Source organism: Phenylobacterium sp. (assembly GCF_965284355.1).
Lineage (GTDB): Bacteria > Pseudomonadota > Alphaproteobacteria > Caulobacterales > Caulobacteraceae > Phenylobacterium.
The window spans coordinates 1,802,246-1,817,346 of record NZ_OZ260078.1 but is presented as its reverse complement, the minus strand read 5'-3'; the positions used below and the strand labels follow the sequence as shown (position 1 = coordinate 1,817,346).

General features: G+C 70.2%; 18 protein-coding genes. 6 read left to right on the top strand and 12 right to left on the bottom strand.

The window, feature by feature from the left end; genetic code table 11:
• Positions 1 to 15: 15 nt before the first annotated feature.
• The 9 genes from fixJ to ACQ66R_RS08780 all read right to left on the bottom strand — a co-directional run bounded on the left by fixJ (position 16) and on the right by ACQ66R_RS08780 (position 7,020).
• On the bottom strand, positions 16 to 624 hold the full coding sequence (fixJ, locus tag ACQ66R_RS08820) for a response regulator FixJ (protein WP_430421121.1): 609 nt from the start codon (positions 622 to 624) through the stop codon (positions 16 to 18).
• Positions 617 to 2,122 carry a sensor histidine kinase gene (locus ACQ66R_RS08815; RefSeq protein WP_430421119.1) on the bottom strand — a complete coding sequence of 502 codons (1,506 nt, stop codon included), beginning with the start codon at positions 2,120 to 2,122 and terminating at the stop codon, positions 617 to 619. The genes fixJ and ACQ66R_RS08815 overlap by 8 nt, the downstream gene beginning before the upstream one ends.
• 47 nt (positions 2,123 to 2,169) lie before the next feature.
• The gene (locus ACQ66R_RS08810) at positions 2,170 to 2,748 is read right to left on the bottom strand and encodes a DUF308 domain-containing protein (RefSeq protein ID WP_430421117.1); all 579 of its coding nucleotides are present in this window, start codon (positions 2,746 to 2,748) and stop codon (positions 2,170 to 2,172) included.
• Complete coding sequence (locus ACQ66R_RS08805) at positions 2,745 to 3,839, bottom strand: AI-2E family transporter (protein WP_430421115.1); 1,095 nt, start codon at positions 3,837 to 3,839, stop codon at positions 2,745 to 2,747. The genes ACQ66R_RS08810 and ACQ66R_RS08805 overlap by 4 nt, the downstream gene beginning before the upstream one ends.
• Entirely contained in the window at positions 3,815 to 4,663 is an 849-nt protein-coding gene (locus tag ACQ66R_RS08800) for a universal stress protein (RefSeq protein ID WP_430421113.1), read from the bottom strand. Before ACQ66R_RS08800 ends, ACQ66R_RS08805 begins: the two co-directional genes overlap by 25 nt.
• A 17-nt stretch (positions 4,664 to 4,680) precedes the next feature.
• A complete protein-coding gene (locus tag ACQ66R_RS08795) occupies positions 4,681 to 5,067 on the bottom strand; it encodes a c-type cytochrome (protein ID WP_430421110.1) in 387 nt (128 codons plus the stop codon).
• Between the two features lie 8 nt (positions 5,068 to 5,075).
• Positions 5,076 to 5,366 carry a hypothetical protein gene (locus ACQ66R_RS08790; RefSeq protein ID WP_430421108.1) on the bottom strand — a complete coding sequence of 97 codons (291 nt, stop codon included), beginning with the start codon at positions 5,364 to 5,366 and terminating at the stop codon, positions 5,076 to 5,078.
• A 60-nt stretch (positions 5,367 to 5,426) separates the two neighbouring features.
• The gene (locus ACQ66R_RS08785; RefSeq protein ID WP_430421106.1) at positions 5,427 to 6,299 is read right to left on the bottom strand and encodes a universal stress protein; all 873 of its coding nucleotides are present in this window, start codon (positions 6,297 to 6,299) and stop codon (positions 5,427 to 5,429) included.
• Positions 6,300 to 6,366: 67 nt separating this feature from the next.
• The gene (locus ACQ66R_RS08780; RefSeq protein ID WP_430421104.1) at positions 6,367 to 7,020 is read right to left on the bottom strand and encodes a helix-turn-helix domain-containing protein; all 654 of its coding nucleotides are present in this window, start codon (positions 7,018 to 7,020) and stop codon (positions 6,367 to 6,369) included.
• A gap of 175 nt (positions 7,021 to 7,195) precedes the next feature.
• On the opposite strand from ACQ66R_RS08780, the gene ACQ66R_RS08775 reads away from it, so the two are divergent.
• The 5 genes from ACQ66R_RS08775 to ACQ66R_RS08755 all read left to right on the top strand — a co-directional run bounded on the left by ACQ66R_RS08775 (position 7,196) and on the right by ACQ66R_RS08755 (position 11,381).
• Positions 7,196 to 7,612 carry a host attachment protein gene (locus ACQ66R_RS08775; protein WP_430421102.1) on the top strand — a complete coding sequence of 139 codons (417 nt, stop codon included), beginning with the start codon at positions 7,196 to 7,198 and terminating at the stop codon, positions 7,610 to 7,612.
• Entirely contained in the window at positions 7,609 to 9,231 is a 1,623-nt protein-coding gene (locus ACQ66R_RS08770) for an MBL fold metallo-hydrolase RNA specificity domain-containing protein (protein WP_430421100.1), read from the top strand. Before ACQ66R_RS08775 ends, ACQ66R_RS08770 begins: the two co-directional genes overlap by 4 nt.
• A gap of 60 nt (positions 9,232 to 9,291) precedes the next feature.
• The gene (locus tag ACQ66R_RS08765; protein ID WP_430421098.1) at positions 9,292 to 9,600 is read left to right on the top strand and encodes a hypothetical protein; all 309 of its coding nucleotides are present in this window, start codon (positions 9,292 to 9,294) and stop codon (positions 9,598 to 9,600) included.
• Between the two features lie 24 nt (positions 9,601 to 9,624).
• Complete coding sequence (locus ACQ66R_RS08760; RefSeq protein ID WP_430421096.1) at positions 9,625 to 9,891, top strand: hypothetical protein; 267 nt, start codon at positions 9,625 to 9,627, stop codon at positions 9,889 to 9,891.
• A 209-nt stretch (positions 9,892 to 10,100) separates the two neighbouring features.
• Complete coding sequence (locus tag ACQ66R_RS08755) at positions 10,101 to 11,381, top strand: SulP family inorganic anion transporter (protein ID WP_430421094.1); 1,281 nt, start codon at positions 10,101 to 10,103, stop codon at positions 11,379 to 11,381.
• Between the two features lie 7 nt (positions 11,382 to 11,388).
• On the opposite strand, the gene ACQ66R_RS08750 is transcribed toward ACQ66R_RS08755, so the two are convergent.
• The 3 genes from ACQ66R_RS08750 to ACQ66R_RS08740 form a co-directional block, all read right to left on the bottom strand.
• On the bottom strand, positions 11,389 to 11,751 hold the full coding sequence (locus tag ACQ66R_RS08750) for a c-type cytochrome (protein ID WP_430421092.1): 363 nt from the start codon (positions 11,749 to 11,751) through the stop codon (positions 11,389 to 11,391).
• Between the two features lie 64 nt (positions 11,752 to 11,815).
• Positions 11,816 to 12,631 (bottom strand): phytanoyl-CoA dioxygenase family protein, encoded by an 816-nt coding sequence (locus tag ACQ66R_RS08745; protein WP_430421090.1) that lies wholly within the window; start codon positions 12,629 to 12,631, stop codon positions 11,816 to 11,818.
• The gene (locus ACQ66R_RS08740) at positions 12,628 to 13,785 is read right to left on the bottom strand and encodes an amidohydrolase family protein (protein ID WP_430421088.1); all 1,158 of its coding nucleotides are present in this window, start codon (positions 13,783 to 13,785) and stop codon (positions 12,628 to 12,630) included. The genes ACQ66R_RS08745 and ACQ66R_RS08740 overlap by 4 nt, the downstream gene beginning before the upstream one ends.
• 113 nt (positions 13,786 to 13,898) lie before the next feature.
• Here ACQ66R_RS08740 and ACQ66R_RS08735 point away from each other — a divergent pair, with 113 nt between their 5' ends.
• Positions 13,899 to 14,960, top strand: coding sequence for a phosphotransferase family protein (locus tag ACQ66R_RS08735; protein WP_430421086.1), 1,062 nt, complete (start codon positions 13,899 to 13,901; stop codon positions 14,958 to 14,960).
• Positions 14,961 to 15,101 lie beyond the last annotated feature (141 nt).

The following is a 15,101-nucleotide window of genomic DNA, read 5'->3' as shown; positions in this document are numbered from 1 at the left end:
CTTCGTTGATCTCGCTCAAGCGAATCCCGCCAGGAGTGCGATTCTGACCAGCTCGGAGAGGCCGTTCGCGTGGGTCTTGCTCATGACGTTGGCCCGGTATACCTCCACCGTGCGCTGACTGATCCCCAGCTCGTAGGCGATGACCTTGTTCATCTTGCCGGCCACGACTCCGCGCAGCACCTCGGTCTCGCGGCCCGACAGCGTGGCCAGCACGGCCTCGAACCGCGCGCGCTCCTGCGCGTGGATGTCACTCTCCGCCTTGGCGTCCAGCGCCATGCGGATCGAACGAAGCAGCACCTCGTCGTCGAAAGGCTTTTCCAGGAAATCGATGACGCCGGCGCGCATCGCTTCAACGGCCAAGGGCACGTCCCCATGACCGGTGATCACCACGACGGGGAGCGTGACGCCCCGCTCCTTCAGGCGCCGAACCAGCTCCAAGCCGCTCATCTCGGGCATTCGGACGTCGGTGACGATGCAGCCGCCGCGCAGCGTCTCCGCGACCTCCAGGAACTCAAGCGCCGAGGCGTACGTCCGCGCCGGCAGATCGTTCATCTCGAGGACGAAGCTCAGTGCGGTGCGGATCGCCTCGTCATCATCGATCAGGTGGACGATCGGCTCAGTCATGCTGGCTATCCATCAACTCCTCGTCACGCACGCCGGGCAGGGTGAAGCGAAAGATCGTCCCGCCCCCGGGGTTCGGATCGACCCAGATGCGGCCGCCGTGCGCCTCGATGATCGTACGCGAGATCGACAAGCCAATGCCCATGCCGTTGGCCTTGGTTGTCATGAAAGGTTGAAAAAGCTGGCGGGCGGCTTCCGGTCCGATCCCGTGGCCGGTGTCGGCGACGTAGACCTCTACCATATCCTCGGCGAGGGGCCGCGCGCCGACGAGAATGTCCTTCCGCGGGCTCTCGTCCATCGCCTCCATGCCGTTGCGTATCAGGTTGAGCGCCACCTGCTGGATCTGAACCTTGTCGGCCAGCACCAGCTTCACCTGCGGGTCGATGTCGTAGCGTAGCCGGACATTGCGGTCGCGCGCGCCGATCATGGCCAGCGCCCCGGCTTCCTCGAGAAGCTGCGGCAGGTTCTCGATCCCCCGCTCGGCTTCCCCCTTCGAGACGAAATCCCGCAAACGCCGGATGATCTGACCCGCACGCAGAGCCTGATCCGCGCCCTGTCCGATCATGTCGGCGAGCCGGTCTTCATCCAGCGGCTTGCGCTTGAGCAGGACAAGACAGCCCTTCATGAAGCTGGCCGCGGCGGTCAGCGGCTGGTTCAGCTCGTGGGCCATGGCCGAGGCCATTTCGCCCAGGGCGGTGAGCCGCGAGACATGGACGAGTTCGCCCTGCAGATCCTGCAGGCGCCGCTCGGCCGCCTGGCGCTCGGTGAGGTCGCGGACGAAGCCGGTGAAATAGCGGGCCTGGCCCGAGATCATCTCGCCGACCGACAGCTCCATCGGAAAGGTCGTGCCGTCCTTGCGCTCGCCCACCACCACGCGGCCGATGCCGATGATCCGCCGCTCGCCGGTGGTGATGTAGCGACCGAGGTAGCCGTCGTGCGCCGTGCGATAGGGGGCCGGCATCAGAACGCTGACGTTCTTGCCGATCACCTCGGCAGCGACCCATCCGAACTGGCGTTCCGCAGCGCTCGAGAACGACTGGATCAGGCCGCGCTCGTCGATGACGATCATGGCGTCGGGCACGGTGTCCAGGATCGACTGCAGGTGCGCTTCGCGGGTCTGGGCGTCCGCCACGAACTCGCGAATGGTTCGGCTGCTGTGCAGCAGGCGCGAGCCGACCAGTCCGATCGCGACGGTGAGCGCGATGAACACCGCGACGGTCACGGCGACCCCGGGTTCGCCGAGCGTCTGGAACCCGAACACCCCGAAGCTCAAGAGCAAGGAAATCGCGCCGGCCAGCAGCGTGGGGCCCAGTCCGCCGACGGCGGCGGCGGCGAGCAAGGCGGGGACGAACAGCAGCAGGACGACGTCGCCACGGAACTGCCCGTCCAGCAGCAGCCGGAACGCCAAGCAGATCCCCGCCGCGCCAATGGCCACGCCGTAGGCCGCCGCCTGATTGAGGCGGGTGCGTCGAATCTCCCGCGGCGTCGGTGTCTGCGGCATGGGCGAAGCGGTAGGTCCGAAGCTCGATTGTGACAAGGCGCGTCGCCTCAGGGCGCGGCGTCGCGTCGCGGCGCGGTCCGCACCAGGCCCGTGGCGATCAGGGCCAGGCCCGTGCTGGCGAACGCCGCGGCCAGCAGCATCGCCACGGCTTGTGGTGTCCGCATGGGCAGACCGGCGGCCAGCAGCAGGGCGGCCACGAGGCTGGTGGCCGCCGATGCGAGAAGCCATCGCCAGGCCGCCAAGGGGCGAAGGTGCAGGGCGGCCGCCAACTGGAAGCTTCCGTCGGCCACCAGCGCTGCGGCAAGGACCAGCGCTGCCGCGAGCGCGCCCACGGTCGGGTTGAATGTCAGGAAGGCGCCGAGCCCCACTGCGGCCAGGGCTGCGCCGATCGCGAGACCCCGCAGAGCGCCGGAAAACGTCAACAGCCCGACGCCCAGCATCAGCGCGCCGGCGAACCACAGCAGCCAGCCGCTCGCCGCGCCGATGACGCGGATGGCCGCGGCCGGGAAGAGCATCGCCGCGACCGCCAGGATCAGCATGCCGGCCCCGGCCGCGAGGGCCGGCCTTCGACGGTCCGGGTGAAGGTGCGCCAGGGCGTGAAGGTGCAGGCCATCCCCCGTGGTCATGCCGCGTCTCCGGCCTGTGCGGCAGGCGGCGTCAGGGGGTCGCCCAGCAGGTCTTCGACGTAGAGATGGCGCACGAGCACATAGGCGACCACGGCCAGAGGCGTCGCGAACACGACACCGAGCGGGCCCAGCAGCACGCCCATGGCCAGCACGGCGAAGAGCGTCAGCCCCATGGGCAACTCCACCATCTGGCGCAGCAGCAGCGGGGTGGCGACATTGGCCTCGAACTGCGAGGCCCCCAGGTAGATCGCGGCGGTCCAGGCGAACGTCTGGGGGCCTTGCGCAGCGGCGACGATCAGGCCGGGAATGGTGGCGGCCCACGGTCCCACCACCGGTACGAACTGGGCCAGACCGGCCAGCACGGCGAGCGCGAGCGGCGAAGGGACGCCCGCCCACCACAAGCCCAGACCCACCGTGACGCCCACCAGCAGCATCGAGGCGAGCGCGCCCAGGAGCCAGCGGTTCAAGGCCTCGCCACAGGCCGACAGCACCTGGGCGGCGCGCTCGCGTCCCCGCGGCGGGACGAGATGGAGGACGCCTCGGAGGTAGGTGGCAGGGTGGAAGGCGAGGTAGAGGCCGCAGAAGGACATGATGACGGTCGCGGCGGCGGCGCTGAGCGAGCCCTGGACGAGGCGGGACGCGGTCTGGACAACCAGTCCATCGGCATGTCGCAACCGCTGCAGGTCGTCGAGGATGTAGGCGCCGAACGGCGAGGTCGCCAACTGCGTCTCCAGGGCCTGCCAGGCCCGCGGCACCAGCTCGCCCAGGGTGACCGCCTGCACCGCCGCCTGCTGGCCGAACAGCCAGACCGCCCCGCCGACCACCGCGGTCAGGCCGCCGACCGCGAGGCTGAGGGCCAGCGATCGCGGCAGGCGCAAGCTCCGGGTGAGGGGCGTGGCCAGAGCGTGGAGCAGCACCCCGATGAGCACGGCGCCGAAGGCCAACAGCAGGACGTCGGCGAGCCGCCAGACCAGCAGCGCGACGATCACGATCGCGGCGGCTTGCAGGACTCTGTTCGCGCCGTGCGCCTGCCCGCGCGCCGGGGTCGGCGAGGGCGGGGCGGGCTTCAATGGGACATCAGGACGGGGCACGGCGGATCCCCCAGGACCGCCTCGGTCGCGCCGCCCAGGATGAACTCGCGCAGGCGGGCGTGGCCATAGGCGCCCATGACCAGCAGGTCGGGCTTCACCTCGCCGACGTAGTCTTTCAGCAGGGCGCCGATCCGGCGTTCACCGCCGAGGCGTTCGTCGACCTTCGCCTGGATCCCATGGGCCCTCAGGTGGCGTAAAAAATCCGCCGCGCTTCCGCTGTCGGTCTGGGGCTTATCGCCCACAGCGGTGAAGATCCGCACCTCGCCGGCTGTCGCGAGGATCGGCAGGGCGTCGGCCACGGCGCGGGCCGCGGCGCGGCTGCCGTCCCAGGCCACCGCGACGCGGTCAAAGCCATCTCCGGCCGTCACCTGCGCGGCTTCGGGATAAACCAGCACAGGCCGCCCCGCTTCGAAGAGGATCGTCTCGGCGAGGTCGCGGTCCGCGAGGACGGCGGGACCGATCGGGGTCAGGATGAGGTCGCGGGTGCGTGCGACGCGAACGACGACCTCGGATTCCTCGTACAGCTTGGCTGTGACCGTCGCGATTTCGATCGGAGCCTTGAAAATCTCGGCGGCGATGCGGGCGCAGACCGCCTCCAGGTCAGCGGTGGCGTTGCTGCGCGCCTCCTCCATGTCGCTGAGCTGGTCCAGGTCCATCAAGGCGTTGGCCAGCCGGTTGTGCAGCTGCGGCAGATCTACGCGAACGGTCAGGAAGGTCAGCTTTCCGCCGATCCGGCGCGCCAGCGCCACGCCGCTGCGGATCGCGCGATCCGGGGTCGCATCCGGATAGGTGAGGGCGGTGAGCAGCAGATCGCGGTAGACCATGGCGGGCTCCTTCCGAGTCAGTTGCCCTGCAGTGTGTCGAAGTAGGCGATCAGGTCCGCGGCCTCGCTGGCGGTGAACGGAATCGAGGGCATGCGGTCGAAGCCATGGGCCGAGACCTCTGCGAAGCGCCGTTCCAGCGAAAGCGAGTTGTACCGACGGGCAAGGCGGTAGAAGGCGGGCCCCTCCTGGGCGCCGCCGTCGTCGAGACCGACGGTGTGACAGCCGGCGCACCGGCGGACAGCGAAGTCGCGGCCGCGCTGCTGCTGGGCGTCGAGTTTCGGCAGCGCCGCTGCGTTCGACGAGCTCGGGTCCGGCGACGAAGCTCCGGGGGTGGCGCAGGCGGCGAGGGCCAGGCACGCAGCGACGATCAGGCCGGCGCGAACGGAAAGGCTGTGATGGATCATGGCGCGTCCTACGGCTGGAGGGGCCCGAGGCCGCGCAGCTTGGCGACGCCGTTCCAGATTGCTGCGAAAGCCCAGCCAAAGGCGAAGCCGGAGAGGGTGGTCAGGCTCACGAGGATGGCTGCAAGGCCCACGTCGAAGCTGTCGACCTCGAACGGTGGGCGGATGAAGTGCAGGCGGAATATCACCTCGAGAAGCCAGGGCGCGGCCCCCGACGCCACCAGGAGGGCCCACGCGAGGTGCGAGCCGCCGATGAGGAGGGCCAGCGTCACGCCGGCGGTGAGGGCGTCGATGCGTGGCATGGATCGGCTCCTGCTGGCGCGCGGGCCCGTCGCCGGCCCCGCGCGCGGGAGGATTGAGGGTCAGTGGCTGAGCAGGACGAAGCAGCTCGGCTGGTGCAGGAAGCTGTCGCTGACCCCGCCCAGCGCCCATTCGCGCAGACGGCTGTGGCCATAGGCGCCGGCGACAATCAGGTCGGCGCCATTGAGCGCCGCGATCCGCTCGATCTCGATCTCCACCGCGTCGTTGTCGAGGGTGGTGACCAGCGCCCGGGCCTCGACCCCATGGCGTTTCAGGTTGGCGACCACATCGTTGGTCTCGAGGGTGGCCGTCTCGACCATCCCGGGCTTGACCACCGCGAGGACGACCACCTCGTCGGCGCGCTGCAGGAACGGCAGGGCGTCGGTCAGGGCGCGACGGCACTCCCGGGTGTTCTTCCAGGCGACCACCACGTTCATGCCGACCAGGTGGCTGCGACCTTCGGGTACGACCAGCACGGGCCGGCCGGCGGCCATGACCACATCCGAGGGATCGGCGGCGATGAGGTCGCCGCGGGGGCCCTTCGGACTGACGACGATCAGGTCGGCGGCGTGGGCCGTGCGGGTGAGCGCGCGGTGCGGGTAGTCCTGAATGGCGCGCCATTCCACGTCGGCGCCGGCGGCGTCGCGGCGAAAGGCCGTCTCCGCGGCGGCGATGTTCTTGCCGATCTGCTCCTGCACCAAGCCGACCAGCTCAGGTCCGCCGACGCCCATGAAGGCGCCGCTGGTGTAGGGCGCGGGGTCGAAGGTCTCGGCGCCCAGCCCGATCAGGCGGGCTTCGAGGTCGCGCGACAGTCGGGCGGCGATCTCGACGCGGTGGGAGGAGGCCTGGCCCGGTTCGGCGTGAACCAGGATCGTGGCGTAGGTGTCGGGGCGCACGACCACCTGGGTCGCGGGGCGTTCCATCGTCTTCGTCATCGTCGGCTCCTTGGCCTAGATCGCGGCCGACGGGGCGCCTGCGGCCGCACAGGCTAGTGGGGATGTCTCAGGCGGCGAGGGCTTCCAGCGCGGTCCGCTTGCGGATCTGGAAATGGCGCGAGGACGGGAACTCGACGATGGCTTCGCCCTGCAGTTGGGTGAGCATGCGCGACACGGTCTCGATGGTCAGGCCCAGATAGTCAGCCATGTCCTGTCGTCCCATGGCGAGATCGGCGTGATCGTTGTCGCCGCGTTCGGCGATCGACATCAGGAAGCTCGCGACCCGCTCGCGGGCGCTCTTGCGGCCCAGCATGACCACGTGATCCTGCAGCCGCTCCATTTCGACGCGTTGAGCTTCCAGGATCGCCCGGTCGAGTTCGGCGTCGCCGGCGGCGGCGCGCACGGCGCTGCGGCGGACCACCAGGATTTCGCAATCATCCAGCGCCTCGGCGCCGAAGCGATGGTCGGGACCGGGCTCCAGTCCGAACAGGTCGCCCGGGTAGTAGAAGTCGCCGACCTGGCGGCGGCCGTCGGCGGTGACCCGGCTGGTGCGGACCACGCCGCTGACGACCCGGTAGAGCAGCTCGACCGCATCGTCTTGAGCGTAGATCTCGGCGTTGCGCTCATAGGCCATCCGAACACCGTGGCGCTCGAAGGCGTCGGTCAGCGCCGACGCGGGGCGGGCGGTGCGGGGGTCGTCGAGGGGGTAGGCCAGGGTCATCGGCGTGCTCCAGTTCGATGACCAAGAGCTACGCTTCGCCCGTGCGAGGCGACATTCGTGGACGCCCACTAAGTACCAGTACGGAGGTCTGTCGCCCCGCAGGTTTGATCTGTGTCACGGAGGGCGCTTCGCATCCGCTCGAAGCTCAGGTCTCCCGATACGACGGAGCCGAGCGATGGACCAAGGCAGCATCACCTGGATCGTGACCGCGGACGGACAGGAAGCCCGCGTCTTCTGCGAGCGGGCCCGCACCGGGCCGCTCCGCGAACTGGACGGACTCCACATGACGGCGTCCGACCAGGAGCGCACGGGAGGCGCGCATCACCGCGGTGACCAGCGCGCGCCGCAGCACGAGCCCGAGCGCCGCTTTCTGCGCCGAGTCGCCAACCGCGTCGCGCTCGAGGCCCGCAAGGGTGAGTTCGAACGGCTGGTCCTCATGGGGCCGCCACGGACGCTGGGGTTCCTGAAGATGGCGCTGCCGCCCGAGATCGTGGCCCGCATCGACGTCACCGATCCGCACGCCCGGCACCACGACGATCCCGACGCCTTGCGTCAGCATCTGCGGCAGGCGCGCGCCAAGAGCTGGTCGTGAGCCTGGAGCTCAGCTTCCACGGCGCGGCGGGCTGCGTCACGGGGTTCTGCGCCCGGCTCACCACCGCGCGCGCCAGCGTGCTGATCGACTGCGGCATGTTCCAGGGGCCCAAGACCCTGAAGGCGTTGAACTACGATCAGTTTCCGTTCGAGGTCGACGCGATCGACGCGGTCCTGCTCACCCACTCGCACATCGACCACTCGGGACTGCTGCCCAAGCTCATGCGGGCCGGCTTCCGGGGGCCGATCCTGGCCACCGCCGGGACGCGCGACCTCTGCGAGGTCATGCTGCCCGACGCCGGCGACATCCAGGAGAGCGAGGTCCGCCGCCTCAACCGCCGCAACCAGCAGCGGGGCCGCGCCGAGGTCGAGCCGATCTACACCGCGCGTGACGCCCAGCGGACCTTGGAGCTGTTCCGCGTCGTCAAGCTGGGCCACACGGTCGACGTCGCGCCCGGGATCACTGCGCGCTACTGGGAAGCCGGCCATATCCTGGGCTCGGCCTCGATCGAGGTGACCGTCGAGACCGAGGAGGGGCCCGTCACCTTGCTGTTCTCGGGCGACCTGGGTCCTGGCGGCCGCGACTTCCTCCCCGATCCAGAAGGGCCCAGCGGCGTCGACCACCTGATCGTCGAGTCCACCTACGGCGGGCGCTCACGCCCGATGCTCGATCCGGCTGCCAGGCGCCGGCTGCTGGCCCAGGAACTGCGTGACGCGCAACGGGCTGGGGGCCCACTGTTGATCCCCGCCTTCGCGGTCGAGCGCTCACAGGAGCTGCTGGCCGATCTGCAGATCCTGACGCGGGACGGTGAAATTCCCGAGGCCGACATCTTCCTGGACTCGCCCCTCGCCATCGAGGCCACCGAGGTGTTCCAGCGGCGCGGCTGGAGCCCCGTGATGGAGGCGAATCCCTTCGCGGACCTGCGCTCCAGCGGCCGGCTCAAGTTCCTGAAGGAGCCGCAGGAGAGCGACCAGCTGGAGCGGCTGCGCGGCTGGCACGTGATCCTGGCGGCCAGCGGCATGTGCGACGCCGGCCGGGTGCGCAAGCATCTGAAGCGGCTGCTCTGGCGCCGCGACGCCACGGTGCTGCTGCCCGGCTTCCAGGCTCAGGGCACGCTGGGCCGGATCCTCGCCGAGGGCGCGCAGACCGTCAGCATCGAGGGCGAGCCGATCTCGGTGCGGGCCCGCGTGCGATCGCTCGACATCTACTCCGGCCACGCCGACCACGACGGCCTGGTTCGCTGGGCCTCGGCGCGCGGCCCGGTCCGAGGGCAGGTGTTCCTGGCCCACGGCGAGCCCGAGGGTCTGGAGGGACTGAGGGATGGGTTGGCGAAGGCCGGGTTCGATCCGGGCCGCCTGGTGATTCCGGACCTGGACGAACGCTTCATCCTGTCGAAGGCCGGCGCTGCGCCATCGCCCGGACCGGCGCGCATCCTGCCGACCGCCGCCTCGCGGCCCGACTGGCATAACGCCCGCGCCCGCCTGATGCTCGACCTCAACGCGCGCCTTGACGCCCTGCCCAGCGACGCGGCGCGCGAGGCGCTGCTCGAGAGTCTGGCCCGCGCCTTGGCTCACGTTGACGCCGGTCAAAGCGCCGGGCGGCCGATGGCCCCAGTCTGAGGCTCAAGTCTCGTGGCCGCGGATGTCGCGGTCGCCATCCACCCCCCCTGGAGAAGAACGATGACGAAGTCCCTGACCAAGCAGATCCAGCATGATCTCGAGGACACCCTCGAAGACGTCGCCAAGGCCTTGCGCAAGGCTGCCGAAAGCCTGAGCGAGGACGCCGAGACTGCGCTGGCCCAGGCCTCGCAGGCGCTTCGCGACGCCGCCGAGCGCGTGGCGGCCAAGGCGCCCCCCGAAGCCAGGTATCTGGCCGAGAAGGCCGTCGCCGAAGCCAAGGCCCACCCCATCGCCACGGCCGCCGCGGCCCTGTCGGCCGCCGCCGCGCTGATCACGTTGCTGGGTCTCGGTCGTCGCAAGGCGTCCTAGAGGGAACAGGCCAGGGAAGGCGGGATGCACCGGCTGGTCCTGATCGCCGCCCTGGCGATTCCAGCCCCGGCGCTCCCGCCGCCCGAGCCGACCCATCCAGGGTTCCTGGATGCGCCGCGCCTGCAGGCGCTCTGCGCCGCCGAGGGCGTGGACGCCGCCGCCGGTCATGCGCTTTGCCTGGGCTACGTCACCGGCGTCGCCGACAGCCTCCTGATCCCACGCGCCGGGGGCGGCGGACGACCTTTTGCCCGCCGGCCGACGCGACGCCCATGGCCGCCGTCTCTGCGGTAAGGCGCCAGTCCCGCCAGGCCATCGCGGCCGCCGGCGTCGGCGCCGCCGACTTCGTGCGCGTCGCCCTTGAGCGCGCCTGGCCCTGCCCGATTGAGCGGAGCCTTCCGTGAGTCACCGCTGAGCCTGTTGACCGCCCTCGCGCCGGGGGCGTTGATACCTCGCAACCGGCGGGCCGGGCGGCTTCGCCGATCTCGCGTCTGGAGAACACCATGCCGGACGGTCGCTCCACCGCCCACCTCTACGAACCGAAACTGATCGCGGTGCTTCGCGAGGGGTACGGCTTGCCGGACTTCCGCGCCGACGTCGGCGCCGGTGTGACCGTTGCGGTGGTCGCCCTGCCGCTTTCCATGGCGATTGCCGTGGCGTCGGGTGTCGGGCCGGAACGCGGGCTATACGCGGCTATCATCGGCGGTGCGATCGTGTCCCTCCTCGGCGGCAGCCGGGCGCAGATCGGCGGACCCGCGGGCGCCTTCATCGTGCTGGTTTCCACCACGGCGGCGCGGTTCGGGATCGACGGGCTGCTGACAGCGGTGCTGCTGTCGGGCGTCATGCTGTTCCTGGCCGGAGCGCTGCGGCTGGGGTCGCTGGTGCGGCACATCCCGCACGCGGTCACGGTCAGCTTCACCTGCGCCATCGCCGTGACGATCGCCGCCAGCCAGCTGAAGGACCTGGCGGGCCTACAACTCGCCGGTCGCGAACCCGGCCCCCTGCTGGCCAAGCTGCAGGCGCTGGCGGCCGCGGCGGCGACCCTCAACATGGCCGCGCTTGCCGTCGGGGTGGGTGTCGGGGCCGCGATCCTCATCGTGCGGCGCCTGCGCCCGACATGGCCCGGGATGCTGCTGGCGGTGGCGGGCGCGTCGGCCCTGGCCGCCGGCCTCCATCTTCCCGTCGAGACCATCGGCACGCACTTCGGCGCGATCCCCGGCGGCCTGCCGACGCCCAGTCTGCCGCGGCTCGACCCGGCCACGCTGCTGGCGGTGGCGCCCGCGGCGGCCTCGTTCACGCTCCTGGGCGCCGTCGAGAGCCTGCTGTCGGCCAAGGTGGCGGACCGCATGATCGGCCGGCGTCACCGCTCGAACATGGAGCTGGTCGCCCAGGGCGTGGCCAATGTGGCGTCCGCGCTGTTCGGCGGCATCTGCGTCACCGGCACGATCGCCCGGACCGCCACCAACGTCCGCGCCGGCGCGCGCAGCCCGATCGCGGGCATCCTGCACGCGGCCTTCCTGCTCGCCTTCATGCTGCTCGCGGCCCCGCTTGCGGGCTACATCCCGCTGGCCGCCCTGGCCGGGCTGCTGCTGGTGGTCGCGTGGAACATGGCCGAGCGGGTGGAGTTCCTGCGGCTGCTGAGGCACGGCCCCTCCGCCGCCGTCGTGCTCACCACCTTCGTCGTCACGATCGCTCACGAACTCTCGACCGGGATCGCCGCGGGATGCGCGCTCGCCGTGTTCCTGGCCTGGTGCGGCCGACCGTTGCCACAGGAAGGCGACTGAGCGCGGCTCAGGTCCGCTGCTTGTCCTGGACGCTGCGCAGGTAACGCACGATCGCCACCACCTCATGGGGCTCGAACCGGAACTCGGGCATGGCAGGGTGCTTGGTGAGGATGCCGGTGGCCAGGCCCTCGCCCAGCTGTTCGACATCGAAGCGATCGTTCAGCGAGCGGAACGGCGGCGCCTGGCGGTTGGGACTGGGGCCTGTCCTGTCCAGGGCATGGCACATGCCGCAGTTGCGCGCCGCGAGGCTGCGCCCCAGCGCGATCGACTCCGGTTCGGAAAGGGTGCGCGGCCCGGCGATGACGCCCGGCGCGGCCAGGGCCACCGCCAGGACGACGGCGCTGAGCAGCCGGGTTCTCGGACTTGGCATGGCGGGATCTCCTGTCGATGGGAGGCAGGCTTCGCCCGTCCCGCTCAACCCGCCTTGATCCTGGTCAACCCAGCTTCAAGAAGCTCGGATGGCGGAACGGGTCGCCAGCCTGCATGCGATCGTGGAAGTCCTTCACACGGGGCCCCGCGCCGCCCTCGCGGGGGTCGTAGACGGCGTCTTCGCCGAAGAACCGGAGCGTCAGCGTGCGGCGCCGGCCGCCGGGATGCGTGGGCGCGCCGCCATGCAAAAGCTTGGGGTGGAAGACGATCAGGTCGCCGGGTTCGACCGCCCAGGCGGCGATGTCCCACTGCTCGCGCGTCGCCTCGATGTCGGGCAGGCGGGGCAGGGACGAAGTCGGATGCGTGGGGGCGGTGTCGTCGTCGAGGTCGAAGCGCGAGCCGTTGTAGAGGCGCCCCTTGTGCGATCCCTTCACGAACTCCAGCGAGTCCGCCTTGGAGCAGGCGTCGAAGGTGATCCAGGCGACCGCCAGGTGGCTGCCGTCGACGGCGAGGTACGAGCTGTCCTGGTGCCAGGGCGTGCGGCGAGCCTCGCCGCCTTCCTTGAGGAAGACCTGTTCGTACATGAACCAGATGGCCGGATCGCCCCACAGCTCGGCGCAGATCTTGGGGACCGGCGAGGCGTGAAGCATGGCCCGGTACCCGGTCAGGCAGTCGGGATTGTAGAGGTCCTGGTAGAAGGTGGCGTCGGTGGCCTGGCGGATGTTGGAGGCCAGCGGGCCGGGATGGGCGACGCTCCACTCCCAGGCGGCCAGGGCGTCGGCCAACGCCCGGCCGTCGAGGGCGCCGGGAAGGTGGACCACGCCGTCGCGGGCGTAGGTCTCGGCCAGAGATTCCCCCGGGCGCTTTGGGGCGACGCTCACGACTCCATCCGGAACAGCTTGAGCGCGGTCTTGCCCAGGATCATCTGGGCGTCCTCGACGCTGCAGGCGCGGAACACCGCGTCGATGGCGCCGCGGGTGTAGCCGAAGGTGCTCTCCTGGTGCGGATAGTCCGAGGACCACAGCGCGGTCTCGGCCCCGATCCTGTGCAGCATCTCCAGCCCGACCGGGTCGGTCATGAAGGTCGCATAGCAGTGGGCGCGCCAGTACCAGGACGGCGGATGCGCCAGCTTGGGCGACACCGAGGTGGGGAAGCTATTGTAGACCATGTCGGCGTCGTGAAGCATGCCGGGCACCCAGCTGAGGCCCGCTTCCACGAACACCACCTTCAGGCCTGGGAAGCGATCGAAGACGCCGCCGAACGTCAGCTGGGCCCAGTTCTGGCGGAAGCCCTGCATCTGGGTCAGCACCGAGACGCCGACCGCGCCCGGCTCGGCCGTGGGGATCGCCTCGCCGATGTGGAAGGCCAGCGGCAGGCCGCTCTTCTCCATGGCCGCCCAGAGCGGGTCCATGCGGGGGTGGTTGTACTGGATGGTCCGCCCGTCATCGAACTTGCCGGGCTTGATCGGGATCATCAGGCAGCGCGCGCCCAGTTCGGCGCAACGGGCCACGCTCTCGTCGGCCGCGTCGGGGTCCCAGTAGCTGGGCACCATCACCGAATAGAGCCGATCCGGCGACTGGGCGCAGATCTCGGCGATGGCCTCGTTGTAGGCGCCGAAGACGTGCGGCTTGTTCGCGATCTCGCCGAACATCACCAGGCCGAACAGCCGTTGCGGGAAGATCAGCTCCTTCTCGACGCCCTCGATGTCGAGGTCCATCAGCCGGGCTGGCACGTCGGTGAGGCCAGGGTAGCACTCCAGGGCGCTGCAGAGGTGCTGGGCGACCGGCGCGGGCGTCATCGACTTGCCGCCGATCGACAGATCCCAGCCGCCGTCCCGGAACACCATGCGCGGCGCCTGGTCCCGAAGCTCGGGCGGAAAGCGGTCGACCCAGAAGTCGCCTTCCAGCATGTGGCTGTCGGCCGACACGATGCGCGTTCCCGCGGGCCAGTCGTGGGTCTTCGCTTGTGGCTTGCGTTCCGCAGCGACCGGCTGGCCAACCTGCTCTTCGATCTCGAGGATGAAGCCTTCGGCCATGGCGGCCTCCTGGAAAGGCGCTGCACTTGGCAAGAGGCTAAGTCGCGGAAAAAGCGACGGCAATCGTGTCCCCACGTCAACCAGGCGGCGGGGCGCCAATGGAGGACGATCTCATGAGTGTCGCCGACCCGTCGCTGAGCGCGTGGCGCAACCTTGTCGACCTGGACCGGTTGGCCGCGTGGATGGACGAGCGGGGCCTCGAGGCGGGCAAGTCCATCGAGGAGGCCGAGCGGCCGCCGGGGGGCACCCAGAACATCCTGATACGGTTCCGGCGCGGGGACCGATGGTTCATGCTGCGGCGACCGCCGATGTCGCCCCGCATGAACGGCAGCGAGACCATGCGGCGCGAGGCGCGCGTGCTGGGCGCGTTGGCGGGTTCGGACGTGCCGCACCCCGGCCTGATCGCTGGCTGTCCGGATGAGGATGTGCTGGGCGCAGCCTTCTACCTGATGGAGCCGATCAACGGCTTCAACGCGACGGTGGGCCTTCCGCCCCTGCATGCGGGATCGCCGCAGGTGCGCCGCGAGATGGGGTTGTCGCTGGTGGACGGGATCGCTGCGCTGGGGCGGGTGGACCACGTGGCCGCCGGGCTCTCGGACCTGGGCCGCGCCGAGGGGTTCCTCGAGCGTCAGGTGGGCCGCTGGAAGAAGCAGCTCGACAGCTACAACGAGTACGAGGGCTGGGCCGGGCCGAGCGAGATCGCAGGGATCGACGAGGTGGGGGCCTGGCTGGCGGCGCGGACTCCCACGGCCTTCAAGCCCGGCATCATCCATGGCGACTATCACTTGGCCAACGTGCTGTTCCGCCCTGACGGGCCGCAACTGGCCGCCATCGTGGACTGGGAGCTCACGACCATCGGCGATCCCTTGCTGGACCTGGGCTGGCTTATGGCGACGTGGCCCGAAACCGTGGAGGGCGAGGCCGGCAACGTCTCGGTCAAGCCCTGGGACGGCTTCCCGACCATCGACGAACTGATCGCGCGTTACGCCGAGCAGACTGAGCGGGACATGACCCACATGCGCTGGTACGGCGTCCTCGCCTGCTACAAGCTGGGCATCATCCTTGAAGGCACCAACGCCCGCGCCGCCGCCGGCAAGGCGGAGAAGGCGACGGGCGACGCGCTGCACAACCAGACGCTGGGCCTGTTCCGTCGCGCGCTGAGGTGGATCGACTAGATCCCTTCTAGCCCCTCTCCCAGGCGCGGCGGCGCCGAGGGAGAAGTCGGGAGCGGGCGGCGCCGATCGAAGGGCTTCCCAGGCGTTGGACCGCCAGCCCTCCGACCCAAACATGGTTGTTCCCTCGGCGCTGCCGCGCCT